This window comes from Allofournierella massiliensis, from assembly GCF_004345265.1.
GTDB classification, from domain to species: Bacteria; Bacillota; Clostridia; order Oscillospirales; family Ruminococcaceae; genus Allofournierella; species Allofournierella massiliensis.
Genome location: NZ_SLUM01000006.1, coordinates 49713 through 74534 on the forward strand (window position 1 = coordinate 49713; position 24822 = coordinate 74534).

A 24822-nucleotide genomic window follows, 5' to 3' on the forward strand; every position below is an offset into this window, starting at 1 on the left:
AGCAGGGGACAAGATGGTTCCCTGCTCTTTCTGTTTTAAAGAAAAGAAAAAATGATTTTCTATTGACTTTAATATTATTTATGTTATATTGAATATAGTTAAATACAAAGCGAAAGGGAAATTGAAATGGAGATTGATAAAATTCCACAGTGGATTCTTGCGCTGGAGCCGGAGGACATTGCATTTTTGAAGAATTTTGTTCTGAAATCCGGATCGCTGAAAGAAATTGCCCGGCTGTACGAGGTATCTTATCCAACCGTTCGCCTTCGGCTGGATAAATTGATTCAGAAAATTGAATTGGGTGACCAAAAGGAAGAGGAACCCTTCACCACCTTTATTAAAGGTCTGGCGGTAGATTCTCGAATTGATCTGGAAACAGCAAAGCTCATCATTGATAAGTATAAACAGGAGAAAAGAGAATAACGGATGCAACATTGGGCTTTCACGATCGTTGACAGCGGCCTTTTGAAGTGTATGGAAGATTGGGACGCCGCCAGATACTGATTCTTGGGTGGTTGACTTTCGCTGACAGGCCGATATGAGCACAGATGTGCAGAAAAATTGAAATGATTGTAAACAGAAGATCTGTAAGGAAAGGAAGAGGTAAAAATGATTGACGGAACGGTTCTGGAACTGCTTGCAGGCTGTGCCATTGCTCTGGTCTTGATGGTGGCGGAGTATCTTTTGTGTACAAAGATGAAAAATCCCCTGTGGGGTGGGATTATTCCGGGCCTGATTCTTGCGGGATCGGTCTGGGTTTTTGCCAGCGGTGCTGTTCCTCTGGAACTGCGGTATGTTTTTCCGTTTGTCATCCTGAATACGGTATTCTTTGGGGACTGGGGAACAGGGCGAGATAAAATCAGAAAATGCAGCAGAAAGAAATAGAGTATATGAGAGCGAAAGACCTGTAAGGAGGAAAGCGCAATGAAAGTGGCGATTTTGCTGGTGATTGCTCTTGCAATTTTTGTTTTTCATTACTGGGCCAGCCGCCGCCCGCCCAGATACTGGTATGTGGGTGGAATTATCCCGCTGGGGTGGCTCGTTCTTTTGGCGGTGGCATTCTTTCAGGGCAGGGTAAGCTGGGCGGAGGACTGGAAAACCATTGTTTTTCCCACGCTGACTTTTTTCTTAATGTGGGCGGAAGGCCACGAAGCCGCGAAGAAAAAGGAGCTTGCCGGGATGAAGGCGAAAGATGATATGGAATAAGCGTGGATGGTTCATCACCTCCACGGGCTCATATCCGAATGGGTTTGAAAGTGTGAACCATTTGCTGAAAACAAAGAGGACAAAATAAAAGAGAAAAGCCCCGGTCAACCGACCGGGGCTTTTTGAATGGAGCGTAGTCCATTCCGACGTGGTGCGGATAACAGGACTTGAACCTGCACGTCGTGGACACTGGACCCTAAAACCAGCGCGTCTGCCAATTCCGCCATATCCGCATGTGTTCCATATTATAGCAAAATCCCGAGGAACTTGTCAATGAAAAGCCAGTGCGGTTTGCCCTGTGGCATTGTTTTACATGAAATCGCCCAAATCTGCGCATACTGAGCAATAAGACCATTTTGCAAAGGAGCGTTTGCGCGTATGATTTGCTGGATTCGGCGCGGATTGGCTGCCCTTTTGGCAGCCGGTGCGCTGTTTGCGTGCGGGTGGGGATATTTGTATACGCAGCTGCCCGATACCTTTCTGGTGGAGCAGGGCCAGACCCTGCGGTTTGCCCAAATGCCCTGGCTTCAACCCCTGCAGCAGAGCAGTGCAGCCCAGGCCGGCTCTGTGCCGGCAGGAGACAGTTATAATGTTACGCTGAGCATTCTGGGGCGCATTCCGGTCAAAACAGTGCGTGCGGTGGCGGTGGATCAGCGTGCGGTGACCGTGTGCGGCACTCCCTTCGGCATCAAGATGTTTGCGGAAGGGGCAACCGTAGTGGGCTTTACCGATCTTCCGGCTCCGGGCGGGGGTGCCAATCCGGCCAAAAGCGCCGGGCTCAAAATAGGCGATCGGATTCTTTCCATTGATGGAATCGCCACCCATGGCAATCAGGATGTGGCCGATGCTTTGCAGGAGGCCGCCGGACGCCCGGTGGAGGTGATTTACCAGCGGGGCGAAGAGCAGTGTACCACCACGTTGGAGCCGATGCAGGACGAAGAAAGCGGTACCTGGCGAGCGGGTATGTGGGTGAGGGATTCCTCGGCGGGCATCGGCACCCTTACCTTTGTGGACAATTCCACCGGGATGTACGGCGGCCTGGGCCACCCCATCAGCGACGCGGACACCGGCCAGAGCATCGCGCTGCGCAGCGGCGAGATTGCCCCCGTGACCATTACCGGCTATGAAAAAGGGGAGGCTGGCGTGCCCGGCGAGCTGAAAGGCCGGTTTACCAGCCAGATCGCCATGGGCGATATTCTGGCCAATGGAGCCACCGGTGTTTACGGCAGCATCCGGGGTCTGCACAGTGGTCAGGATATGATCGTGGCACAGGCGCAGCAGGTGCGCTGCGGCCCGGCCCGGATTCTCACCACGCTGGAGGGCACGACACCCCGGTGGTATGATGTGGAGATCGAGCGGGTGTCGCTCAGTCAGGAGGATCCCAACCGGAACATGGTAATTCGAGTGACCGACCCTCAGCTGCTGAGCAGTACCGGCGGCATCGTGCAGGGCATGAGCGGCAGCCCCATCGAACAGGATGGCAAGCTGGTGGGCGCAGTAACCCATGTGCTGGTGAACGACCCCACCCGGGGCTATGGGATTTTTGCCCAGACCATGCTGGAAACAGCGGATATATTGGCGACGCAAGGCAAATCCAATGCAGCCTGATCCGTTAGGATTACTGTCATCTTTTGGCTGCTTTGAAAGACCCGGAGCAAAATTTGCTGGAATGGAGAAGGAAAACTTTTTCAAAAGATGGTAAAAACTGGAATTTAGTATTGCAATGACTGGAAATATATGGTAAAATTCCCGTTGTTGAGACAACACAGCGAAACCACCCGCAAAACGGATGTAAAAACAGGAGGAAGCAACAATGGAGACTATGAAATTTTTGATGACCGATCTGGGCGAAGCCACCGCAGCCTGCGTTTCAGCGCTGGAAAGCCGCGGCCTGGAAGTGACCGTCTGCCCGCGGGACGGCGCACAGGTGCTGGAAAAGCTGCTGGAATGCCGGCCCCGTGCTGTTCTGCTGGAGGTATTCATGCCCGGCCTGGATGCGCTGGCCGTGAAGCAGCGGTACGAAGCGCAGGGCGGCACCGCGGTCTTTTTCGCCACCGGCCCGTTCCAGAACGAGGAGGCGGAGCAGGAGCTGCTGGAAAGCGGGTTTGCCTTTTACTATGTGCGCCCCTTTGATGAGCAGATTCTGGCCGGCCGGGCGCTGAAGGCGCTGGGCAAAGCGCCGGTGCACCGGCAGATCGGCACAGGCAGCGACGAGGTGCGGGTCAGCGAGATCCTGCATCAGATTGGGGTGCCTGCCCACATCAAGGGTTACCAGTTTTTGCGGGATGCCATTCTGCTGACCATGGAGGATCAGGACTACATCAACGCGGTGACCAAGCGGCTTTATCCGGAAATTGCCAAACAGAACGGTACCACGGCCAGCCGGGTGGAGCGGGCCATCCGCCATGCAATTGAGGTGGCCTGGGACCGGGGCGATGTGGATACATTGAACAGCTATTTCGGCTACACCATCCACAATCTGCGGGGCAAGCCCACCAATTCGGAATTTGTAGCCATGATCAGCGACCGGATGCGGCTGGACAAAAAGCAGCGTCAGGCCTGAGTGAAAAGAAAAGAACAGCGAGCAGGGGCCGTTCCGGTGCGCAGCGCCGGAACGGCTGCTTTTTGTGCGCACACTGTATACATTTTGTGGATTTTTGGAGCAGGATACGATATAATGAATCTGTTACAAAGAATGAAAGCGGAATCTTCTGCCAGAGCGGAAGGTTTTGCATCAGGAGGCACCCGAGCATGAACAAAACCGTAACTGCTGTGATCGTGGCCGCCGGCTCTTCCCGCCGGATGGGCTTTGACAAACTGGCCTGTCGTCTTTCCGGCGGCACCGTGCTGGAGCTGAGCCTGCGGGCCTTCGACCGTCACCCGCTGGTGCAGGACATCGTGCTGGTGACCGGTGAAAACGATGGCCCCGCCCAAAAGGCAGCTGCGGGGTGTGAAAAGCCGGTAACTCTGGTGCGCGGGGGAGAGACCCGGGCCATCAGTGTGCGCAATGGGGTGAACGCTGCCACCGGCGAGCTGGTGGCCATCCACGATGCAGCCCGCCCTTTTGTGAGCGAGGCCGTGATCACCCAGGCGCTGCATGCGGCCGCTGCCACCGGTGCAGCAGCCCCGGCAGTACCGGTGAAGGATACGATCAAGCAGGCGGAGGACGGCCGGGTGAAATCCACACCTCCCCGCGAGAGTCTGTTCGCGGTGCAAACGCCCCAGTGCTTTGACCGGGCGCAGTATCTGGAGCTGCTGGCACAGGCGGCGGACGATTCCATTACCGACGACTGCCAGCTGTTCGAGAAGGCCGGCCGACCGGTGGTGCTGACCGCAGGCGACTACGCCAACTATAAAATCACCACACCGGAGGATCTGAAAGGAGAGGCGAGTATGCGCATTGGTCATGGATACGACGTACATAAGCTGGTAGAGGGCCGCCGGCTGATTCTGGGCGGGGTGGACATCCCCTACGAAAAAGGTCTGCTGGGCCATTCCGACGCGGATGTGCTGGCCCATGCGGTGATGGATGCGGTGCTGGGTGCGGCCGCTCTGGGTGACATCGGCAAGCATTTCCCGGATACCGACCCTGCCTATAAAGGGGCGGACAGCCTGGAGCTGGCCCGTCATGTGGCCCGGCTGATGGCCCAGCAGGGCTGGAAGATCGAAAACATCGACTCCACCATCCTGTGCCAGGCACCCAAGCTGGCACCCCATATTCCTGCCATGCGCCGCAATCTGGCACAGGCGTTTGGTATCACTGAGGAGCAGGTGAGTGTGAAGGCCACCACCGAGGAAAAGCTGGGCTTTACCGGAGCTGGGCAGGGCATCGCGGTGCATGCGGTGGCACTGATCACCCGCTGAGCGGCAGGTAAAAAAAGGTTTTCAAGCCTGCAGGCGTGTGCTATACTAAAAACGGTATCATGCTGAAGTATGGCGTGACCGGGGCGGGCGAAAATCTGTAAGAAGCCCGCTCTTTTCACGGAGCATTGCCGGTTGCCTGTAAAGCCGTGGAAGGCTTTGAAGCCGGCAAAAAGGATAGCATGAAATTACGAAACGCTGTGCCGCCGGGCAAGGAAAGCTGCGGCGGCATGCACAGGAGGTTTTTTTGTGGCGAATGGGTTTGAGATCAGCCAGTTTGTGGGCAATCTGATGTCCATCTGGCTGCAGCCGCAGAATATTCTGGATATCGCCATCGTCGCCTTTGTGATCTATGAGCTGCTGGCGGTGATCCGCAAGACCCGGGCGGCTCAGCTGGCCAAGGGCGCAGTGGTTGTGGTCGCGGTGTATGCGCTGGCCTATATTCTGGGGCTGCGCACCGTGATGTGGGTCATGAACAGTGTGCTGCAGGTCGGCATTCTGGCGCTGGTGGTATTGTTCCAGCCGGAACTGCGCCGGGCGCTGGAGCAGATGGGCCGCACAGACAAGTGGGCGTCCAAGCTGCTGCGCAGCCGTCGGATGGATCCGGGCCTGCGAGCCCAGTGGCAGAATGCCTGCCTGGCCATCTGCGACGCGGCGGAGCAATTGTCCGACACAAACACCGGCGCGCTGATTGTACTGGAGCGCAACACCAATCTGTCTGAAATCATCCGAACCGGTACCCCACTGAACGGTGATGTGAACCGTGAGATGCTGGGCACCATCTTCTATGAGGGAACCCCCCTGCACGACGGTGCAGTGGTGGTGCGCGACGGTATGCTGAAGGCGGCGGGCTGCGTGCTGCCTCTTTCGGATAATCTGGAGATCGGCAAGGATATGGGCACCCGCCACCGGGCCGCGCTGGGCATGAGCGAAAACTCCGATGCCGTGGTGGTGGTGGTCAGCGAGGAGACCGGCATCATTTCGCTGGCAAGAAACGGCGTACTGATCCGCCGGCTGGATCGCCAGAATCTGTTCAATATGCTGCAGGAGGAGCTGGTTCCGCCCGAGCAGCAGGAAACTCCTAAAAAATCTTCTTTCTGGAGAAAAAAGAATGAAAAAGGACAAAGATAAGTCTCTGCTGGACGACCGGCGTTTTTCCATCCCCCTGTCCATTCTGCTGGCGGTGGCACTGTGGATGGTGGTTACCATGGTGATCAATCCCAACCAGAGCACAACGATTTACAATGTGCCGGTGGATTTTACCTACAATTCCACCAGCTACACCAGCAAGGGGCTGGACATCGTGAACAACCCCCAGAAAAACGTCTCCCTGAAACTGGAGGGCAACGGCTACGATCTGAGTGGCCTGAAGGCCGAGGATTTCGTGGTTTACCCGGATTATTCCTCGGTGAACGGGCCCGGTGAAGTAACCCTGCCCCTGCGGGTTCTGGTGCGGGACAGCGCCAGCCAGGTGAAGGCCTCCGTGAACAAGGACGAACGGGTTACCGTTGTGTTCGACTCTGTGGAGGAAAAAACCTTTACCGTCCAGGTGCAGGCCAGCGACCTGGCCATTGCCGACGGTTATAAGCTGCAGGGAACGGTGGCTTCTCCCAGTATGGTGACGGTAAGCGGCCCTGCCAGCGAGGTGGACCGGATTGACCGGATTGTTGCCCGGGTGGAGCCCAGCTCCGATCTGAAAAACATGTCGGAAAGCAAGATCAAGACAGTCACACTGGAGGCACAGGACGCAGAAGGTGAGGCCCTGAGCCTGCAATATACCACCATGGACACCACGGTGGTGGATGTGACCATTAATATTTACCAGACCAAGGAACTGCCGCTGGTGGTGAACTTCATCAACGTGCCGGAGGGCTTTGATCTGAACACTCTGAAGTACAGCCTGTCTCAGGAGACCATGGTGGTGAGCGGCAAGCCCGAGGCCCTGGAGTCCCTGACCGAGCTGGCGGTAAGCGATTTTGACCTGTCCACCTTCGAGATGGATAAGTCTTACAGCCTGAACGTGAACCTGCCCAAGGGTGTGGAAAGCAAGGATAATGTGAAAACCATAACCCTGAGCTTTGACACCACCGGCCTTGCCAGCCGGACGCTGAACGTGGCGAACATCCGCACCATCAACACACCGGATGGTTACAGCGTAAAGGTGAATGACACCCGGGTGGCGAATGTGACCCTGATTGGCCCCGAGGACGAGCTGGAAGAACTTTCGCCCAGCAGCGTGGTGGCTACGGTGGACATGAGCCAGAGTCAGGTGGTTGAAGGCACGGAGAGCCTGTCGGTCTCCATTTCGGTACCCTCTTCCAGCACCATCTTTGCGGTGGGCAGCTATTCGGTAGAGTGTTCCATCACAGTAGATTCCGGGAGCTGATCAGAAAAGATGCTGTTGATACGAGGGCTTCGGGTGGGGCTGAATGTGCCCCAGCCCGAACAGCAGGCCAAAGCCATGGCCTTAAAAACCCTGCGCCTGCCTGAAAGTCAGGTGGCCAGCGCGGGGGTGGCAAAACTTTCGGTGGATGCCCGGCACGGCAAGCCCGTGCTGGTGTATACCATCGCCATCACCTTGAAAAACGAGGGTGCGGAACCGGCCTTGGCCGGGGCCGCGCCCTGCATTGCTATATCCAAGCAGGTGGAATTTCGGCCGGTTATTGCAAAAACACCGCTGGGTGGCCGCCCGGTGGTGTGCGGTCTGGGCCCGGCGGGTCTGTTTGCTGCTCTGGCACTGGCCCGGGCCGGCTATCGGCCCATTGTGCTGGAACGTGGCCCTGCGCTGGAAGAGCGTGTCCGGGCGGTGGAGCATTTTTCCGCCACCGGTCAGCTGGATCCGAACGCCAACATCCAGTTCGGTGAGGGCGGTGCGGGAACTTTTTCCGATGGTAAGCTCACCACCCGCATCAACGACGAGCTGTGCGGCTTTGTGACCCAGACTCTGCTGCGCCACGGTGCGCCGGCAGAGATTGCCTATCGGCAGAAGCCCCATGTGGGTACTGATTTGCTGCGGGGCGTGATCCAGTCTATCCGGGGCGAGATTCAGCAGCTGGGCGGCGAGGTGCGGTTCAATACCCGGCTTACAGGGCTGATCCGGGAAAACGGTCGGCTGTGCGGCGTACAGACCACCGGCGGCGACATCACCACTCCGGCGCTGATTCTGGCGGTGGGCCACTCGGCGCGGGATACCTTCGAGATGCTGCAGGAGGAGGGCCTGCCCCTTGTTTGCAAGCCTTTCTCGGTGGGCTTCCGGGCGGAGCACCTGCAAACCGAGATTGAAAAAAGCCTTTATCACCAGGCGGCGGGTCACCCGGCTTTGCCCCGGGGCGAATATCAGCTCAGCCAGCATGTGGGCGAGCGCTGTGTCTATACCTTCTGCATGTGCCCCGGCGGCCAGGTGGTCGCCTCGGCCAGCGAGGAGGGCGGCGCGCTCACCAATGGTATGAGTTACCATGCCCGTGCAGGCAAAAATGCCAACGCGGCGGTGGTGGTCAGTGTGGACGGCCGGGATTTCGGCCAGAACCCGGCAAAGGCTATCGCCTTCCAGCGGCAGCTGGAGCGGGCGGCCTATGCGGCGGGCGGTGGCGGATACACAGCGCCCGCCGAGACCGTGCAAAGCTTTTTGCAGGGCAAGGGCCGGCTGGATCTGGGGCGGGTACAGCCCACCTACGATCGGGGTGTGCGCGCCTTTGATCTGGGCAGTCTTCTGCCCGAAGAGCTGGCCGGAACCCTTCGCACCGGGCTTTCCGCCTTTGAGCGCAAACTGCGGGGATATACCGCGGCGGATGCGGTGCTCACCGGCCTGGAAACCAGAACCTCCAGCCCGGTTCGGCTGGAGCGGGGGGAGAACCTGCAATGTACTGCGCTGCCGGGGCTGTACCCCTGCGGCGAAGGTGCGGGCTACGCGGGCGGAATTGTGAGCGCGGCAGTGGACGGCCTGCGCTGTGCCCGGGCGTTGATGGAAACCGGCGGCCCGCAGGAATAACAAAAACGGCGATTCGACCAGGAGCACGAATGCCGGAAGGGAATGGATGGGGAAGAGAGCATGGCAGAAAAAAGACCGTATGAATACGATGCCTGGGGCAGACAGGGGCAGGAACGGCGCAGCCAGAATGGCAGTGGCCGTGCTCCCGGAAGCCAGGATCCCTGGGAAGAGGTGTGCCGCAGCATGAATGAGCTGGGGGCTACCGTGGCCACCGAGGTGGGCCGCGGCCTGAAAGAGGGCTGGGATCAGGTGCAGAAAAGCCTGAACGAAGCCCAGGCAGCAGGCAAGCAGGGCCAGCAGCGGCCGCAACCGGTGCGGCCCTCTGCCACTGGTACCCCCCGTTACAAGGCGCCGCAGACACACGCTGCTGCAAACCGTGCGGCCGCCCGGGTGGATCGGGCGGTGGATCGGCTGGGAGAGACAATGGCCAATGGCCTTTGCATGATGGGCGGCACCGTTGCCACCGGCTGCGCAGTGGTGCTGGGGCTGTTTGGAATACTGATTTTCGTGGGCGGCCTTATGAGTGGTATCCCGGAAGTTATTGCAACAGATGTTGTGCTCAGTTTGTTCTCGCTGGCGCTTTGCATCGCCGTTGGATTGGGTGCCCGCTGGCTGTTTTTGCAGCCGGGCCGCCGTTTCCGCCGCAAGCGCTATCTGGTGGGGATGGGTCAGCAGACCAATGTGCCGCTGGAACGGCTCAGCGAGGTTGTGCAGCGGCCGGTACCCTTTGTGAAAAAGGATCTGGCCCTCATGATCCGCAGAGGCTGGCTGCCCAATGCCTATCTGGATGAGGAAGAAAACAGGTTCTTCCTGAATGCGGCAGAATATCGGGAACTGCAGCACCAGCAGGAGGAGCAGCGCCGCGCAGAGCAGGCCCGCCAACAGGCGGATGCACAGGATCCTGCAGGGGCAGAGCTGCGGGCGACGCTGGATCAGGGAGCTCAGTTCCGGAAGGTGCTGGGTGAGCACATTGCTGCGGCGGCGGATGAACCGGATCTGCAGCAGGAGCTGGTGCGCATGCAAAGCCAGACCGGCGAAATTCTGGGCTGGGTGGAAGATCACCCGAACAGTGCCGGAAAGGTGCGCCGTCTGGTGCGGTATTATATGCCCACCACCCTGAAACTGCTGAAAACCTACGATGATGTGAAGGATCAGAAGGGCGATGTGGCAGGAAACATCAAGCTGGAGATCACCGGCATCCTGCACACGGTGAACCGTGCCTTCGAGAACCTGCGCGACGATCTGCTCAGCGATGCCGCGCTGGATGTGTCCACCGAAATCAGCGCCATGCAGGCCATGCTGGCCCAGGATGGCCTTTCCACGGACGATACTTTCTACTCAAAGGAGCAAAACAACCAATGACCTATCGAGCCTGGCAAGTAAAGCAGCCCGATGAACAGGCCGCCGCCCGGCTGGCAAATGCCATCGGCGCGCCGCTTCTTCTGGCGCGCATTCTGGTGGCCCGTGGCATGAGCAGCCCCGAGCAGGCCATGGAATTTCTGGAGCAGGATGCTCCTCTGTCCGACCCGTTTCTGATGCGGGATATGGACAAAGCGGTCCAGCGGATTTTACAGGCGGTGGACGAAGAGCAGCCCATTGTGATCTTTGGCGATTACGATGTGGACGGCGTGACTGCCACCGCCCTTTTATATTCTCACCTGCGGGGTATGGGCGCCAATGTGCGCTGCAAGCTGCCCAGCCGTGAGGAGGACGGTTACGGCCTCACCAATGCCATTGTGGAGCAGCTGGCTGAAAAGGGCTATAAGCTGATTATCACGGTGGACAACGGCATCACCGCTATCCCCGAAGCCCGGCGCGCCCGGGAGCTGGGGGTGGATCTGGTCATCACCGACCATCACCTGCCCGGCGAAGAGCTGCCGGATGCGGTGGCGGTTGTGGATCCCGCCCGAAAAGATGACGAAAGCCCCTGTAAGACCCTTTCCGGTGCGGGTGTGGCGTTCAAGCTGTGTGCCGCGCTGGATGGCTGCGAGCCGGAGATGCTGCTGGATTTCTGCGGAGATCTGGCGGCCATCGGCACCGTGGCGGACGTGATGGTGCTGCAGGGAGAAAACCGCACCATTGTAAAGCATGGCCTGTATGCACTGCAGAACAGCGAACGGCCCGGCCTTCTGGCACTTTTGGAGGCCTGTGGTCTGGGCGACAGGCCCGTGACCAGCGAGAGCATCAGCTTTGCCATCGCGCCCCGGCTGAATGCCGCCGGGCGGATGGATTCCGCGGTGAGCGCCTTACAGCTGCTTCTGTGCGAGGACGAGGGCAGGGCTCAGCAGCTCACCGATCAGCTGGTGGCCAGCAATACCGCCCGGCAGGAGGCGGAACAGCGCATTATGGCTGAAGCCGAGGCCCAGCTGGCGGCGGACCCCGCCCGCCAGAACGACCGGGTGATTCTGGTCTGGGGCCAGGACTACCATCCCGGCGTGATCGGCATTGTGGCCAGCCGGCTGGTGGAGCACTACGGTAAGCCGGTCATGGTGATCAGCGTGCAGAACGGCGAGGGCAAGGGCTCCGGCCGCAGTGTGCCCGGATTTAATCTGCACAAGGCCATCAGCGCCTGCGGTGACCTGCTGCTGCGCTTTGGTGGCCATGCGCTGGCTGCCGGTCTTTCGGTGAAGGAAGAGAATATTCCGGCGCTGCGCAAGGCGCTGAATGAGTTTGCCGCCCGGGAATATCCGGTGCTGGAAAGTCCGCCGCTGGAGCTGGATGTGACCGTCCGGCTGGATGCGCTGACCGTGCAGGAGGTGGAGGGCCTGGACTATCTGGCTCCCTGCGGCAACGGAAATCCCGCGCCGCTGTTCCTGCTGGAAAATGCCCAGATCGAGGGTGTTTATCCGGTGAGCGACGGGCGGCATTGCCGGCTGCGGCTGCGCCAGGGCGCAGGCTGCCTGTACGCCGCCTATTTCGGCGTGAGCGTGGCCCAGCTGCCCTACCAGACCGGCGACCGGGTGGACGCGGCCATTACCCTGTCCATCTATCAGGGCAAAAACGGGCCCCAGCTCTCCGGTCGCATTCGGGAACTGCGTCCGGCGGGTCTGCCTGCTCAGACGGCCCGGCAGGCGGCTCTCTTTGAAGCATTTTTACACGGCAGCAGGCTGCCGGATTCCCAGCGGCGGGAACTTGTGCCCCAGCGCGCCCTGATCGTGACGCTTTATCGCATGATTCAGAAGGGCGAGGTGTGGGCGCAGGATCTGCAGCCGGTATTTGCAAAACTTGGCCCGGAGAACACCGGGCGAATTCTGGCGGGTTTGACCGCCCTGACCCAGCTGGGCCTTGTGGAAATCTGCGAGACCGGCGGGGCCAAAAAGTATGCGCCGGTACCGGTGGCCCAGAAACAGGATCTGTTTTCGGCCCCGATACTCAAGGCACTGGAGGCATGATCCATGGCTGGATATGTAGTATATGATGATTTAAAACAAATGGTCCTGGAGTCGGGCCGCCCCTACGATATGGAGATGCTGGACAAGGCATACCATCTGGCGGAGCGGGCCCACGACGGCCAGTTCCGCCGCTCCGGTGAGCCCTATATCTGCCACCCGCTGCATGTGGCCATGCTGCTGGTGGATCTGGGCATGGACACCGAAAGCCTGGCCGCCGCCCTGATGCACGACGTGGTGGAGGACACCTCAGTCACGCTGGATGAGCTGGAAAGCCAGTTCGGCGCGGATGTGGCCCACATGGTGGACGGCGTGACCAAGCTGACCAAGATCAAGTTCTCCTCGGTGGAGGAGCAGCAGGCCGAGAACCTGCGCAAGATGCTCATGGCTATGAGCCAGGATGTTCGGGTTATGATCATCAAGCTGTGCGACCGACTGCACAACATGCGCACCGGCGACGCCTGGCCCGAGCAGAAACGGCGGGATAAGGCGCTGGAGACCATGGAGGTCTACGCGCCCATTGCCCACCGACTGGGCATCAGCAACATCAAGGAAGAGCTGGAGGACCGCAGCCTGCGCTATCTGGACCCGGTGGGCTACCAGAATATCAAGGATCTGCTGGCGGAAAACGGCGGCCGGGAATTTGTAACCAATATTGCCGAGGTCATCCGGGAGCGGCTGGCGGAAAACGGCATGCCGGAAGCCATCATGAAAAGCCGGGTGAAGAGCGTCTACGGCATCTACCGCAAGATGTTCATGCAGAACCGGGACTTTGAGGAAATCTACGATGTGTATGCAGTGCGCATCATTCTGGATACGGTGGCCGAGTGCTACAACGCTCTGGGCGTGATTCACGACATGTACCATCCGCTGCCCAACCGGTTCAAGGATTATATCTCCACCCCCAAGCCCAACGGCTACCAGTCGCTGCACACCACCGTTATCGGCCACGAGGGCATCCCCTTTGAGGTGCAGATCCGCACCCGCGAGATGGACCAGATGGCGGAATACGGTGTGGCGGCCCACTGGAAATACAAGGCCGGTATCCAGAGCGGCGGAAGCGACCGGCTGGAGGAGCGTCTGGCCTGGGTGCGCCAGTTGCTGGAAAGCCAGCGGGAAAACGAGGACGCCGGCAGCCTGCTGCAGGATATCAAGGGCGACCTGCTCCCCGAAGAGGTGTTTGCCTTCACTCCCAAGGGCGACGTGATCAACCTGCCTGCCGGGGCCACCGCCATCGACTTTGCCTACGCCATCCATTCGGCGGTGGGCAACCGGATGGTCGGCGCCAAGGTGAACAGCCGTATTGTGCCCATCGACCACAAGGTGGTCACCGGCGAGATCATCGAGATCATCACCGGCCCGGCGGACAAGGGCCCCAGCCGCGACTGGCTGAAGATCGTTACCACCAGCGAGGCCCGCAATAAAATCCGTAACTGGTTCAAGAAGGAACGCAGAGAGGAGAACATTCAGGAGGGCCGTGCCGCACTGGAACGGGAAATGCGCCGCAACCTGATTACCGTGCCGGATGACAAGTGGGATGACTTCATGGCCGAGATCGCCCGCCGTCAGCGCCTGAACAGTGCCGACGAGATGTATGCGGCCCTGGGCTACGGTGGTTTGCAGATCAGCCGCCTGATGGGCAAGATCAAGGATGAATACGCAAAGCTCAAGGCGGGCGATGAGAAGGCCGCCAACCTGCTGGCAGACATCCCCCTGAAGAAATACAAGGGCAGCGACGGCGTTGTGGTGGAAGGCATCGACAACTGCCCCGTGAAGTTTGCCAAGTGCTGCAGCCCTCTGCCCGGCGACGAGATCGTGGGCTTCATCACCCGCGGCTTTGGCGTGTCCATCCACAAAAAGGATTGCCAGAACGCCCAGGTCAGCATGAACGACCCGGAAAACAAGGGCCGCTGGGTGCGTGCCTACTGGGAGGATACCAAGCAGGAAAACTACAAGGCCACTCTGGAGCTCACCGCCATGGATCGCAGCGGTCTGGTGGGCGATGTGGCCATGGCCCTGACCGATCTGCGGGTTCCGGTGTACGCCATGAGCGCCCGCGCAGTGGACAATGGCCGTGCCTCCATGTCGCTGACCATCGGCATTGCCAGCACCGAGCATCTGAACAGCGTGCTGGCTAAGCTGCGCCGCGTGAAGGACGTGGTCAGCGTGATGCGTGTATGACCCCCAAAAGGGAAGGAGAACATCAATGCGAGCTGTGATTCAGCGTGTAACCGGCGCCAGCGTGATTGTGGACGGGGGCGAGCCCCGTCCCATCGGCCCCGGCCTGGTGATTCTGCTGGGCGTGAAGGATACCGACACCCTGGCCATTGTACCCAAGCTGGCGGAAAAATGTGCACACCTGCGCATTTTTTCCGACGAGGCGGGTAAATTGAACAAGAGCGCCGTGGAGCTGGCCTATTCCGCCCTGGTGGTGAGCAACTTCACCCTCTATGCGGACACGAAAAAGGGCAAGCGGCCCAGCTTCATTGCCGCCGCAAAGCCCCCGCTCTCGGTGCAGGCTTACGAGCTGTTTCTGGAAAAAATGAACGAACAGGGCCTGAAGGAGGTTCAGCACGGCGAATTCGGCGCCGACATGCAGCTGAGCCTGACCAACGACGGCCCGGTGACCATTGTGATCGACACCGACGAGTGGTGATCGCTGCCCCCGGAAAGAAGGAGACCCCATGAACGTATATCATCTGCGGGGCCCCGCGCCCTACTACACCAACAGTTTTGTGATTGTCACCGATCAGGGCAATGCCGTAGCGGTGGATCCGGCCCCGGCGGCGGATGAGATCGACCGCCTGCTGGGCGAGAAAAACGCAAAGCTGACCCGTATTTTTCTGACCCACGGCCACTTCGACCATGTGTATAGTGTGGAGGAGCTGCGCCGCCGCTGGAATTGCCCGGTCTGGCTGGATCCGGCCGACGCAAAGGGGAATGAGCTGTACCCGGTGGCGAAAAGCGACGCCTGCTACGAGGACGGCACCCCCATTCAGGTGGACGAGGCGGAATTCACCCCCTGGCACACCCCGGGGCACACCGCCGGTTCCTGGATCATCGAGTGCGCCGGTCTGCTTTTTGCGGGCGATACCCTGTTTGCCGGCGGTGTGGGCCGCACCGACCTGGAGGGCGGCAGCCCCGCTGAGCAGCGGGTCAGCCTGAAAAAGATCAAGGGCCTGCCCCTGCCGGATGACACCACTGTGCTGCCCGGCCACGGCGATTTTACCACTCTGGGTCAGGAAAAGACCGAAAACCCCTATCTGATGTTTGTCTGAATACAGAACAAGGAGCATTTATGCTGATTCATATCAAGGGCGGCGTCTCCGGCTACGAGCCGGAGAACATCGCCCGCATGTTTTTCCCCGGAGCCACGCTGACGGCCAAATACGTCCGCGGCGAGGATCTGGTGTTTGCCGCTGCGGGCCGGTTCCGGCTGGCGGCGGGTGTGCGGCGGGGCGGTCAGTGCCTGGTGCGCACCGCGCCCCTGCCGCAGGAGGGCGAGAGCGTGGAGTTTGCCCTGTGCAGCCTTCTGTATGATCTGCTGGGCCAGGCCACCGGCCTGCGCATGCCCTGGGGCAAGCTCACCGGCGTGCGTCCGGTGCGCATCATCCACGACAAGCGGGCCGCGGGCTGGTCGGAGCAGGCCATCCGGGACCTGTTTGTGGACCGTTACGACTGCACCCCCGAGCGGTTTTCTCTGGCGCTGCAGATCGCGGATCTGCAGCGGCCCATCATCGCCGGGCGGCAGCCGCTGGATTACAGCCTTTACATTGGCATCCCCTTCTGCCCCTCCCGGTGCAGCTATTGCAGCTTTGTGTCCCGCACCATCGGCCGGGACCAGAAGCTGGTGCAGCCCTATGTGGATAAGCTGTGCGAGGAAGTGCGGGAGATGAAGCGGCAGGCTGAGCACTGCGGGCTGAATCTGAAAACCATCTACATCGGCGGCGGCACCCCCACCAGTCTTTCGGCTGACCAGCTGCGCCAGCTGATGGGCACCGTGCGGGAATGCTTCGATCTTTCCCGGCTGGAGGAATACACCGTGGAGGCTGGCCGTCCGGACTGTACCGATGCGGAGAAGCTGGCGGTGATCAAGGAATACGGCGCCAGCCGCATCTCCATCAACCCCCAGACCTTCAACGATCAGGTGCTGGCCAACATTGGCCGAAAGCATTCCGCGCAGGACATCCTGCGCTGCTTCGACGAGGCGCGGCAGGTCGGCCATGGGAACATCAACATGGATCTGATTGCCGGTCTGCCCGGCGATACGGTGGAGAGCTTTGCCGCCAGCCTGGAGCAGGCCATTGCTCTGGACCCGGAAAACATCACCGTGCACACCCTCACCCTGAAGCGGGCATCCAATCTGGTGATCGAAAACCGGGATGAGGCCTACGCGGATGTGGCCGCCATGGTGGAGCTGGCCAATCAGCGGCTGGCTGCCGCCGGTTATCGGCCCTATTACCTTTACCGGCAGAAAAATACCCTGAAAAACCTGGAAAACACCGGCTGGTGTAAGCCCGGTTATGAAGGGTACTATAATATCTATATCATGGAGGAGATCCATTCCATCCTGTCTGCCGGAGCAGGCGGCAGCACCAAGCTGTGCCAGCCGGGCGGCAGCCGCATCGAACGGATCTTCAACTACAAATATCCGGCGGAATACATCGATGGTTTCGATGAAATTCTCCGCCGCAAAGAAGGAGTGAGTGCATTCTATGCCTGCTATCTGGATTCCGAAACGACTGGTTGAAATCAGTCTGATTAATACCGCCGCCGAAATTGCGGCCAGCTTTGCCCGCCACTGCGAACACGAATACGAGGGCAGGGTGCACGCGGCAGCCAGCGAAATTCTTGGCAGCGGCTGTTCGGTGGTTATGCTCACCGGCCCCTCCGCTTCCGGCAAAACCACCACGGCACATAAGCTGGCCGAGGCGCTCCGGCTGCGGGGAACTGCCTCTCAGGTGGTCAGTCTGGATAATTTCTACAAGGATCTGAAGGAATATCCCCGTCTGCCGGATGGCACCAAGGATTACGAGAACATCACCGCGCTGGATGTGGACGAGATCCAGCGCTGCCTGAACGAGCTGATCACCACCGGCCGCACCGATCTGCCGGAATTTGATTTCCTCACCGAAAACCGCAAGCCGGATCGGATTCCGCTGGATCTGAAAGGCGGCGTGTGCATCGTGGAGGGCATCCATGCGCTGAATCCACAGCTTACCGACAGCCTGCCCAGAGATCAGGTGTATAAGGTGTACGCAGGCCTGCGGGAGGAATACAGCCACCGGGGCCAGCGGGTGCTGCCCACCCGGGATATCCGCCTTGCCCGCCGCATGGTGCGGGATTACAAGTTCCGCGGGCACAGCCTGGAAAAAACCCTGAATATGTGGGATCGGGTGTGTGCCGGCGAGGATAAATTCATCAAGGTGTTCAAAAAGGAAGCAGACCTGCTGATGGATACCTCGTTCAGTTACGAAATCTGCCTGCTGGCTCCCTTTGTGACACCGCTGGCGGGTGAACTGCCGGAGAATCACCCCAATGCCGAGCGGCTGAATGCGCTGGCCGGGTGCTTCTCGCTGGTGGAGCCGCTGAGTCTGGATCTGGTACCGGAGCACTCCATGCTGCGGGAATTTTTGGGCTGAGCCGTTGCATGTGTCAAAGCCTTAGAGTATAATGAAACAACAGACAATGCATTTCCGGCGCAGCGCTGCGCCGTACCAAGAAAGAGGTGTCAGGCAATGAACATTGATTTGGATAAGATCCTGGAGACCGGCGCGCAGCTGGCCGACAGCGCGAAAAAGACCGCAACCGATCTGGCCCAGAAGGGCAAAAAGCAGGTGGATCTGATGAATGCCCAGACCCGCCTGAGCAAGGCGCAGCGTCAGCTGGGCGCTTTGGTGTACAGTCTGGAAAAGAACGGCGAGAAAAACGAGCTGCTTGTGAAAAAGTATGTGGATGCCATCAGCACCATCGAGGAAGAAATCGAGACGCTGAAAAAGCAGGAAAGCCAGGGCCAGACCAGCTATACCTACACCTACACTGCACCCGCTCAGGAGCCGGGCAAGAAAACCTGCCCCCAGTGCGGCGCGGAGGTCGACGAGGATGCCCTGTTTTGTTCTTGCTGTGGGGCACAGCTTTAAGATCGGAGACGCAGGCATAGGCAGGGCTGTAGTTTTTACATTGCCCTCCAAAGAAGCGAAAAACGACTGATTCTTTGCCGGCCGGTGGGCGCAAAAGCGCCTGCCGACCGGCTTTTTTGGCGGGAAATACGGCATGAAAATTGTCGAAAAATCTTTGTTTTTACCATAAAAAAAGGGCAAAGAAGCAAGGATTTCTATCGCATGGTATGAAAACGGCCTGCAGGGGCCAAAAATAGGGGAAAAGGGCTTGAAATGGCGCTTTATCTAAGGTAGAATATGAGAAGTCACAAGGTGAGGGGGCGGTTTCCGTGGGCTTTACACCCAAAGAGCGGTACGATGCACAGGATCTGATCCGCATCGTTGCGCAGCTGCGTGCGCCGCAGGGCTGCCCCTGGGATCGGGAGCAGACCCATGCATCCATCCGGATGAACTTCATCGAGGAGACCTATGAAGCGGTGGATGCCATCGACCAGAACGACGCGCACCTGTTGTGCGAGGAGCTTGGCGATGTGCTGCTTCAGGTGGCGCTGCACAGTCAGATGGAAGCCGAGAAGGGCACGTTCAGCTTTGACGACGTGTGCGACGGCATCTGCAAAAAGCTGATCTACCGTCACCCTCATGTGTTCGGGGAATCGTCTGCTGCCACCACCGGTCAGGCTCTTGCCAACTGGGAGGCGCTGAAGAATGCAGAAAAGGGCCGCGCCACCGCAAAGGACCGGCTGGAGAGCGTGCCCCGCAGTTTTCCGGCGCTGATGCGCGCAGCAAAACTGCAAAAGCGCGCCGGGGCCTACGGCTTTGCCTATCAGAAGCCGGAGGACGCCCTGAACGACGTGAAGGACGAGATGGCCGAACTGGAGCAGGCGATGCAGGGGCAGGGAAATGCCGCCGAGGAGGCGGGCGACCTGCTGTTTGCTGCCGCCGGGCTGGCGCGTGCGCTGGGGGCAGACCCGGAGCAGGTGCTCACCGGTGCTTCCGACCGGTATCAGAGCAGGGTGATCCGCTGTGAAGAACTGGCCGGCAGTGATGCTCTGGCAGGCCTGAGCGACGAGGAGCGCCGTGCCCTCTGGAAACAGGCCAAACAGGAGGAGCAGTCCTCAAAGGTGTAACGCCTTTGTTACTGATAAATCATTTGGAGGTATATGAACATGACGAAAGTTGAACTGATCGCCGCGGTCGCCGAGAACGCCGGCCTTTCTAAAAAAGACGCTGAGCAGGCTGTGAATGCTACTGTAGAGGCCATCACCAAGGCTCTGGCCGAGGGCGACAAGGTGTCTCTGGTCGGCTTTGGCACCTTCGAGACCCGTGAGCGTCCCGCTCGCAAGGGCCGCAACCCCCGCACCAAAGAGGAGATCACCATCCCCGCTACCACCACCCCCGCTTTCAAGGCTGGCAAGGCTCTGAAGGACGCTGTGGCGAAGTAAGCTTTTTGGAATACACTGCCCGCTTCCGGTGGCCTCACGGCCCCGGCGGCGGGATTTTTCGTATCCGAGGAAAGGAACAAGCAATGCGCATTGACAAATATCTGAAGGTCAGCCGCCTGATCAAGCGGCGTACCGTGGCCAACGAAGTGGCCGACGCAGGCCGCATTCTGGTAAACGGCAAGCCTGCCAAAGCCAGCTACGCGGTCAAGGTGGACGACGTGATCGAGATCACCTTCGGCAACAAGCCCGTCAAGGTGAAGGTACTGTCCACCGACGCTCCCATGGGCAAGGACGTGGCCCGGGAGATGTACCAGGTCATCGAGGAATAATCCCCCGCTGCTTTTGCATACAATGTGCAAAAAGCCCGTTGCGGCAAAAGCAGGTGAAAGAATGCAGGAAAAACGTTTTGAGCAACCCGCGCCGGACCCGGTCAAGCTGCCCCACAACCTGATCGTGGAAGATCGGCGAACCCTTACCGCCACCGGTGTGACCCGGATCGTGAGCTACGACGAACAGGGCGCTACGCTGGAGACCCAGCAGGGCACGCTGGTCATTGGCGGGCGGAACATTCAGGTGAGCGAGCTTTCCATCCAGACCGGCGAGTTGAAGATCTACGGCACCATCGAATACATGCAGTATTCGGAGCCGGTGAAAAGCCCGGGCGGCTTTTTGCGCCGCCTGGCACGCTGAGCGTGCATGGCGGCGCATGTTCCGGAGGCGCTGGTGCTGGCGGATGCGCTGTGCTGCCTGGGGCTGGGGTTGCTGCTGGCTGTGGGCTATGACGCTGCGCGCTGGCTGCTGGGCGGCAGCCGCCCGGTGTGCTTTGTGCTGGATCTGACTGTATTCGCCTGCGCGGCGGTGTTGCTGCACAGCTTTGCTGCAGGCCGCAGTTACAGCGGGGCTGTGCGCTGGTATATGGTTGTCGGAACGGCGGCCGGCCTGTGGGGCTACTTCTTTGTGCTGGCTCCGGGCCTTGGCACGCTGCGAAGCCTGGCGGAGTGGCTTGTACTGCTGCCGGTGCGTCTGACCTGGATCACAGCGGTTCGCCCGGTGGGGCGTTTGTGCGGCCGAAGGCTGGAACGAACCCGGGAAAAACTGCACAGCGCTATGGTAAAACGACAAACAAAACAGTTGCAAAAAAAGGCCAAGGTGTTGTATAATTCTAATCAATACCAGGTTTAAGGCGTATCAAAAAAGCACGCCGGCAAAGGGGGGGCTGCCGGGTATGACCAGAATTGAAAAAAAGAAGGGTGGCGTTTCCTCCCTCGTGCTGCGGCTGGGCCTTGTGGCGCTGGCCGCTTATCTGGTAGTGGGCATGGTGTTCAACCAGGTGGAGATCGCCGCCAAACGGCAGCAGCTGGAGGCGGTGCAGCAGCAGCTGGAAGCCCAGCAGGCCCAGAACGACGAGCTTAGCCGTGTGTTGCAGTCCGGCACCGACGAAGAGATTGTGGAGCGGGTTGCGCGAGATCAGCTGGGCTACGCAAAGCCCAACGAGCGGGTCTTTGTGGATATGACCGGTAAATAAGATGCAAAGGGCGGCCGGGAGCGAGTCCCGGCGTTGCGGGCCTTTTACATAAAATAATTTTTGAAACAATAGGAGAAACAGGGGTTACATGGCGTTACAGTTAGAGGTAGGAGCGATCCTGGAAGGCAAGATCACTGGCGTGAAAAAGTTCGGCGCGTTCGTCGCGCTGCCGGAAGGCAAAACCGGCATGGTACACATTTCGGAGGTTTCCAACAGCTTTATTGAGGACCTTTCCACGGTTCTCACCGAGGGGCAGACCGTGAAGGTAAAGGTGATGAACATCGGCGAGGACGGCAAGATCGCCCTCTCCATCAAGCGCACCCTGCCGCCGGAGCCCCGTCCGGCCCGCCCCGCCCGTCAGGGTGGTGCGAACGGCGGCCGTCCTCCCCGTCAGAACCGGAACGACGGTCCCCGGGTGTGGCAGCCCAAGGCGCAGCAGCCCCAGGGCGATTTGAGCTTTGAGGATATGATGGCCAAGTTCAAGAGCCAGAGTGAGGAAAAGATTTCCGATCTGAAGCGCGTTACCGAAAACCGGCGCGGCGGCGGTTACTCCCGCCGGCGTGGTTGATCGATTCAAACAGCGAAAGCAAGCCCGCAGTCTGCTGCCTGAAAAGCAGTGACCGCGGGCTTTTTTGCATGTTTTTCTGACCAAAAGCGTTTTGTCACTGTTGCAACACAAAAAGTTTACAAGTTAGTGCGGTTTTACTCTGTTTCTTTTTGTACAATTGTGATACAATATAACCATCAGAAAGGCGTATATCAAAGCGGATAGCACAAAATATGTCCGGGATATTCGCCACAAAGGAGGCATTGGTTTTATGAAGGTCACATGCACTGGCAGAAAAGTTTCCCTGAAACCCAGTTTCATCGAGAAAGCGCAGGCAAAGCTGGACAAGCTGGACAAGTTCTTTGCCGGCGAAGCCGAGGCGCAGGTCACGGTGACAGTGGAGAAAAGCGGCCAGACCGTTGAGATTACAGTGCGGGAAAAGGGCCTTGTGATCCGGGCGGAAAAAATGCAGGAACGCATGGAAGACGCCCTGGACGATGCAGTTGATCTGCTCACCCGCCGCCTCGTGAAGAACCGCAAGCGCCTGGGCGATAAGCTCACCCGTTCGGCCGCCGTGGAATGGCCCACCGAGCCGGAACCGGAGGAAAGCTACGATGTAATCCGCGAGAAGCGTTTCGTGGTGAAACCCTGCACCACAGAAGAAGCAATCCTGCAGATGAATCTGCTGGGCCACAGCTTCTATCTGTACCGCAATATGGACGATGGCCAGATTCAGCTGGTTTACCGCCGGGCAAACGGCACCTATGGTGTGCTGATTCCGGAAGATTACTGATTCCCGATCAAAAGAGGGGCGCTCATCTGGAGCGCCCCTCTTTTTGTAACAAAGCGGAATTTTCGAAAACTGAGAAAAACTTTTCGAATGTGGAAAGAAAATTTGAAAAGCGGAAGCGGTGGCATGTTACGATGGGCTGCCGCTCCTGCTTTTTGTTGTAAAATGGGTGCTTATTTGACAGGCAAAACAGGAAAACATCGGTTTCCGACCGGATGCCCATCCGGTCGGCTGACCGGGTTGTGCCCGGTGTTTACAACAGCATGGGGATGCTGTGCGATGAAATGCCGTACCAATCGGTTGCGAATTCAGGTGGTGGATTGTCTGGCAGATGTGATGTGAACCGGCGAAGGCGGGAGAAAAACAGGAAAGGCCTGAGATTGCATTCATGTGTGATCGGTGTGACGGAGAAAACATGATCTTCGCTTTTTAAAAATTTTTCATGTCTGTATTAGGGGAGAGATGCGGCCTTTATAAGAAAAAACACGAATGGATCACGAAAACTTTTGATAGCAAATTCTGCGTTTTGGTTGCATGATTCGACGTAAAGGAGTATTATTAAGAATGATTATAATGAATTCGTATGGTCAATTTTCAAGGAACGAATGGAACAGAGAAATTTGGGAGAATTGATATACTCAATCGATGAAGGATGGACCGGTTTTCAAAAAGATTTTTGAGAACCGCAAGGTAAAAATATGTTGCAAGGGTACATTGTTCGAAATGGTGAAATTTCAGAGTAAGAAGTGATAATGAATGTGGCACTTGTTTCGTTTATATTCATAGAGAGGAAGAGCGACGATGAAAAAAACGTATGACTATCTGATCGTAGGTGCAGGTTTGTATGGTGCGGTATTTGCCAGAGAACTGACCAAGGCTGGCAAGACCTGCCTCGTGATTGACAAGCGGGATCATATTGCCGGCAACATCTATACTCACGAGATCGAGGGCATCCAGGTGCATCAGTATGGCGCACATATTTTCCATACCAACAATAAGGAAGTATGGGATTACCTGAGTCAGTTTACTACCTTCAACCGTTACACCAACAGTCCGATTGCAAACTACAAGGGCGAGATCTACAACATGCCCTTTAACATGAATACCTTCAATAAAATGTGGGGCGTAATCACTCCCGCGGAAGCTGCCGCCAAAATCGAGGAGCAGCGCAAGGCCAGCTACACCGAAAACCCCAAAAATCTGGAAGAACAGGCCATCAACCTGGTGGGTGTGGATATCTATGAGAAGCTGATCAAGGGCTACACGGAAAAACAGTGGGGTCGCCCCTGCACCGAGCTGCCTGCGTTTATCATCAAGCGCCTGCCCGTGCGTCTTACTTATGATAACAACTACTTCAATGCTTTGTATCAGGGCATCCCTGTGGGAGGCTACACCGCCATGGTGGCAAAGATGCTGGAGGATGTGGAGGTACGCCTTGGGCAGGACTATCTGGCGGACAAGGCCGGTTGGGACGCGCTGGCGGAAAAGGTGGTTTACACCGGGCCCGTTGATGCCTACTTTGCCTACAAGCTGGGCGTTCTGGAGTACCGCAGCGTGCGCTTTGAGACCGAGGTGCTGGACGAGGCCAACTATCAGGGCAATGCGGTAGTGAACTATACTGACGCTGAAACTCCCTATACCCGTGTGATCGAACACAAGCACTTTGAGTTTGGCACGCAGGAAAAAACGGTCATCAGCCGGGAATACAGCGCAGAATGGAAGCTGGGGGACGAGCCTTACTACCCGGTGAACGACGAGAAAAACGGCGCTCTGTATGCAAAATACAAGGAATTGGCCGAAGGCGAAAAAAATGTAATCTTCGGTGGCCGTCTGGGCGAGTACCAGTACTATGATATGGACAAGGTCGTGGAAGTGGCATTGAATAAGGTGCGCGCCGATCTGGTCTGATATACAAAATCTGGGAAATTGACGAGATACACAGGAGAATCTGAACC

26 protein-coding genes and 1 tRNA gene are annotated in these 24822 nt (G+C 58.2%); 26 read left to right on the forward strand and 1 reads right to left on the reverse strand.

The window, feature by feature from the left end:
• The first annotated feature begins 126 nt into the window (after positions 1–126).
• From EDD77_RS04545 to EDD77_RS04555, 3 genes are all read left to right on the forward strand, one after another.
• The gene (locus EDD77_RS04545) at positions 127–423 is read left to right on the forward strand and encodes a DUF2089 family protein (RefSeq protein ID WP_058966750.1); all 297 of its coding nucleotides are present in this window, start codon (positions 127–129) and stop codon (positions 421–423) included.
• A 186-nt stretch (positions 424–609) separates the two neighbouring features.
• A complete protein-coding gene (locus EDD77_RS04550) occupies positions 610–885 on the forward strand; it encodes a hypothetical protein (RefSeq protein WP_058966748.1) in 276 nt (91 codons plus the stop codon).
• Positions 886–924: 39 nt separating this feature from the next.
• On the forward strand, positions 925–1206 hold the full coding sequence (locus tag EDD77_RS04555; protein WP_058966745.1) for a hypothetical protein: 282 nt from the start codon (positions 925–927) through the stop codon (positions 1204–1206).
• A gap of 149 nt (positions 1207–1355) precedes the next feature.
• Here EDD77_RS04555 and EDD77_RS04560 read toward each other — a convergent pair.
• Positions 1356–1439, reverse strand: a tRNA-Leu gene (locus tag EDD77_RS04560).
• Between the two features lie 145 nt (positions 1440–1584).
• Between EDD77_RS04560 and spoIVB the strand changes: the two genes are divergently transcribed.
• From spoIVB to glf, 23 genes are all read left to right on the forward strand, one after another.
• On the forward strand, positions 1585–2814 hold the full coding sequence (gene spoIVB, locus EDD77_RS04565) for a SpoIVB peptidase (protein ID WP_058966744.1): 1230 nt from the start codon (positions 1585–1587) through the stop codon (positions 2812–2814).
• Positions 2815–3019: 205 nt separating this feature from the next.
• The gene (spo0A, locus tag EDD77_RS04570; RefSeq protein ID WP_058966742.1) at positions 3020–3769 is read left to right on the forward strand and encodes a sporulation transcription factor Spo0A; all 750 of its coding nucleotides are present in this window, start codon (positions 3020–3022) and stop codon (positions 3767–3769) included.
• Positions 3770–3957: 188 nt separating this feature from the next.
• Positions 3958–5070, forward strand: a complete 1113-nt coding sequence (gene ispF / locus EDD77_RS04575; RefSeq protein ID WP_058966740.1) for a 2-C-methyl-D-erythritol 2,4-cyclodiphosphate synthase — start codon at positions 3958–3960, stop codon at positions 5068–5070.
• A gap of 246 nt (positions 5071–5316) precedes the next feature.
• The gene (gene cdaA / locus EDD77_RS04580; protein WP_242868479.1) at positions 5317–6198 is read left to right on the forward strand and encodes a diadenylate cyclase CdaA; all 882 of its coding nucleotides are present in this window, start codon (positions 5317–5319) and stop codon (positions 6196–6198) included.
• On the forward strand, positions 6179–7453 hold the full coding sequence (locus tag EDD77_RS04585; RefSeq protein WP_058966738.1) for a CdaR family protein: 1275 nt from the start codon (positions 6179–6181) through the stop codon (positions 7451–7453). Before cdaA ends, EDD77_RS04585 begins: the two co-directional genes overlap by 20 nt.
• Positions 7454–7462: 9 nt before the next feature.
• Entirely contained in the window at positions 7463–9055 is a 1593-nt protein-coding gene (locus tag EDD77_RS04590; RefSeq protein WP_058966736.1) for an NAD(P)/FAD-dependent oxidoreductase, read from the forward strand.
• 60 nt (positions 9056–9115) lie between these two features.
• Positions 9116–10417, forward strand: a complete 1302-nt coding sequence (locus tag EDD77_RS04595) for a hypothetical protein (RefSeq protein WP_132587323.1) — start codon at positions 9116–9118, stop codon at positions 10415–10417.
• On the forward strand, positions 10414–12447 hold the full coding sequence (gene recJ / locus EDD77_RS04600) for a single-stranded-DNA-specific exonuclease RecJ (protein ID WP_058966732.1): 2034 nt from the start codon (positions 10414–10416) through the stop codon (positions 12445–12447). The genes EDD77_RS04595 and recJ overlap by 4 nt, the downstream gene beginning before the upstream one ends.
• A 3-nt stretch (positions 12448–12450) precedes the next feature.
• On the forward strand, positions 12451–14625 hold the full coding sequence (locus EDD77_RS04605) for a RelA/SpoT family protein (protein ID WP_058966730.1): 2175 nt from the start codon (positions 12451–12453) through the stop codon (positions 14623–14625).
• A gap of 25 nt (positions 14626–14650) precedes the next feature.
• Positions 14651–15100 (forward strand): D-aminoacyl-tRNA deacylase, encoded by a 450-nt coding sequence (gene dtd / locus EDD77_RS04610; RefSeq protein WP_058966728.1) that lies wholly within the window; start codon positions 14651–14653, stop codon positions 15098–15100.
• 28 nt (positions 15101–15128) lie between these two features.
• Positions 15129–15722 (forward strand): MBL fold metallo-hydrolase, encoded by a 594-nt coding sequence (locus EDD77_RS04615; protein ID WP_058966726.1) that lies wholly within the window; start codon positions 15129–15131, stop codon positions 15720–15722.
• Positions 15723–15742: 20 nt separating this feature from the next.
• Positions 15743–17194, forward strand: coding sequence for a coproporphyrinogen dehydrogenase HemZ (hemZ, locus tag EDD77_RS04620; RefSeq protein ID WP_058966724.1), 1452 nt, complete (start codon positions 15743–15745; stop codon positions 17192–17194).
• Positions 17160–18086, forward strand: a complete 927-nt coding sequence (locus EDD77_RS04625; RefSeq protein ID WP_058966722.1) for a uridine kinase family protein — start codon at positions 17160–17162, stop codon at positions 18084–18086. Before hemZ ends, EDD77_RS04625 begins: the two co-directional genes overlap by 35 nt.
• A 96-nt stretch (positions 18087–18182) precedes the next feature.
• Positions 18183–18584, forward strand: coding sequence for a zinc ribbon domain-containing protein (locus EDD77_RS04630; RefSeq protein WP_058966720.1), 402 nt, complete (start codon positions 18183–18185; stop codon positions 18582–18584).
• Between the two features lie 308 nt (positions 18585–18892).
• On the forward strand, positions 18893–19690 hold the full coding sequence (gene mazG / locus EDD77_RS04635; RefSeq protein ID WP_058966718.1) for a nucleoside triphosphate pyrophosphohydrolase: 798 nt from the start codon (positions 18893–18895) through the stop codon (positions 19688–19690).
• A gap of 39 nt (positions 19691–19729) precedes the next feature.
• Entirely contained in the window at positions 19730–20005 is a 276-nt protein-coding gene (locus tag EDD77_RS04640) for an HU family DNA-binding protein (protein WP_058966716.1), read from the forward strand.
• A gap of 83 nt (positions 20006–20088) precedes the next feature.
• A complete protein-coding gene (locus tag EDD77_RS04645) occupies positions 20089–20334 on the forward strand; it encodes an RNA-binding S4 domain-containing protein (RefSeq protein ID WP_058966714.1) in 246 nt (81 codons plus the stop codon).
• Between the two features lie 61 nt (positions 20335–20395).
• Positions 20396–20695, forward strand: coding sequence for a YabP/YqfC family sporulation protein (locus tag EDD77_RS04650; protein WP_058966712.1), 300 nt, complete (start codon positions 20396–20398; stop codon positions 20693–20695).
• Between the two features lie 6 nt (positions 20696–20701).
• Positions 20702–21187 (forward strand): hypothetical protein, encoded by a 486-nt coding sequence (locus tag EDD77_RS04655; RefSeq protein WP_058966710.1) that lies wholly within the window; start codon positions 20702–20704, stop codon positions 21185–21187.
• Positions 21188–21230: 43 nt separating this feature from the next.
• Positions 21231–21530, forward strand: coding sequence for an FtsB family cell division protein (locus EDD77_RS04660; RefSeq protein ID WP_058966709.1), 300 nt, complete (start codon positions 21231–21233; stop codon positions 21528–21530).
• An 88-nt stretch (positions 21531–21618) separates the two neighbouring features.
• Positions 21619–22098, forward strand: a complete 480-nt coding sequence (locus EDD77_RS04665; RefSeq protein ID WP_058966707.1) for a S1 RNA-binding domain-containing protein — start codon at positions 21619–21621, stop codon at positions 22096–22098.
• Positions 22099–22348: 250 nt separating this feature from the next.
• Complete coding sequence (gene hpf, locus EDD77_RS04670) at positions 22349–22870, forward strand: ribosome hibernation-promoting factor, HPF/YfiA family (RefSeq protein WP_058966705.1); 522 nt, start codon at positions 22349–22351, stop codon at positions 22868–22870.
• Between the two features lie 798 nt (positions 22871–23668).
• The gene (gene glf / locus EDD77_RS04675; RefSeq protein ID WP_058966703.1) at positions 23669–24775 is read left to right on the forward strand and encodes a UDP-galactopyranose mutase; all 1107 of its coding nucleotides are present in this window, start codon (positions 23669–23671) and stop codon (positions 24773–24775) included.
• The last annotated feature ends 47 nt before the right edge of the window (positions 24776–24822 follow it).

Bases quoted from the DNA above. Each gene is read 5' to 3' on its own strand.
- EDD77_RS04545 (WP_058966750.1), top strand. From the start codon at position 127: ATGGAGATTGATAAAATTCCACAGTGGATTCTTGCGCTGGAGCCGGAG.
- EDD77_RS04550 (WP_058966748.1), top strand. From the start codon at position 610: ATGATTGACGGAACGGTTCTGGAACTGCTTGCAGGCTGTGCCATTGCT.
- EDD77_RS04555 (WP_058966745.1), top strand. From the start codon at position 925: ATGAAAGTGGCGATTTTGCTGGTGATTGCTCTTGCAATTTTTGTTTTT.
- spoIVB (WP_058966744.1), top strand. From the start codon at position 1,585: ATGATTTGCTGGATTCGGCGCGGATTGGCTGCCCTTTTGGCAGCCGGT.
- spo0A (WP_058966742.1), top strand. From the start codon at position 3,020: ATGGAGACTATGAAATTTTTGATGACCGATCTGGGCGAAGCCACCGCA.
- ispF (WP_058966740.1), top strand. From the start codon at position 3,958: ATGAACAAAACCGTAACTGCTGTGATCGTGGCCGCCGGCTCTTCCCGC.
- EDD77_RS04585 (WP_058966738.1), top strand. From the start codon at position 6,179: ATGAAAAAGGACAAAGATAAGTCTCTGCTGGACGACCGGCGTTTTTCC.
- EDD77_RS04590 (WP_058966736.1), top strand. From the start codon at position 7,463: ATGCTGTTGATACGAGGGCTTCGGGTGGGGCTGAATGTGCCCCAGCCC.
- EDD77_RS04595 (WP_132587323.1), top strand. From the start codon at position 9,116: ATGGCAGAAAAAAGACCGTATGAATACGATGCCTGGGGCAGACAGGGG.
- recJ (WP_058966732.1), top strand. From the start codon at position 10,414: ATGACCTATCGAGCCTGGCAAGTAAAGCAGCCCGATGAACAGGCCGCC.
- EDD77_RS04605 (WP_058966730.1), top strand. From the start codon at position 12,451: ATGGCTGGATATGTAGTATATGATGATTTAAAACAAATGGTCCTGGAG.
- dtd (WP_058966728.1), top strand. From the start codon at position 14,651: ATGCGAGCTGTGATTCAGCGTGTAACCGGCGCCAGCGTGATTGTGGAC.
- EDD77_RS04615 (WP_058966726.1), top strand. From the start codon at position 15,129: ATGAACGTATATCATCTGCGGGGCCCCGCGCCCTACTACACCAACAGT.
- hemZ (WP_058966724.1), top strand. From the start codon at position 15,743: ATGCTGATTCATATCAAGGGCGGCGTCTCCGGCTACGAGCCGGAGAAC.
- EDD77_RS04625 (WP_058966722.1), top strand. From the start codon at position 17,160: ATGCCTGCTATCTGGATTCCGAAACGACTGGTTGAAATCAGTCTGATT.
- EDD77_RS04630 (WP_058966720.1), top strand. From the start codon at position 18,183: ATGAACATTGATTTGGATAAGATCCTGGAGACCGGCGCGCAGCTGGCC.
- EDD77_RS04640 (WP_058966716.1), top strand. From the start codon at position 19,730: ATGACGAAAGTTGAACTGATCGCCGCGGTCGCCGAGAACGCCGGCCTT.
- EDD77_RS04645 (WP_058966714.1), top strand. From the start codon at position 20,089: ATGCGCATTGACAAATATCTGAAGGTCAGCCGCCTGATCAAGCGGCGT.
- EDD77_RS04650 (WP_058966712.1), top strand. From the start codon at position 20,396: ATGCAGGAAAAACGTTTTGAGCAACCCGCGCCGGACCCGGTCAAGCTG.
- EDD77_RS04655 (WP_058966710.1), top strand. From the start codon at position 20,702: ATGGCGGCGCATGTTCCGGAGGCGCTGGTGCTGGCGGATGCGCTGTGC.
- EDD77_RS04660 (WP_058966709.1), top strand. From the start codon at position 21,231: ATGACCAGAATTGAAAAAAAGAAGGGTGGCGTTTCCTCCCTCGTGCTG.
- EDD77_RS04665 (WP_058966707.1), top strand. From the start codon at position 21,619: ATGGCGTTACAGTTAGAGGTAGGAGCGATCCTGGAAGGCAAGATCACT.
- hpf (WP_058966705.1), top strand. From the start codon at position 22,349: ATGAAGGTCACATGCACTGGCAGAAAAGTTTCCCTGAAACCCAGTTTC.
- glf (WP_058966703.1), top strand. From the start codon at position 23,669: ATGAAAAAAACGTATGACTATCTGATCGTAGGTGCAGGTTTGTATGGT.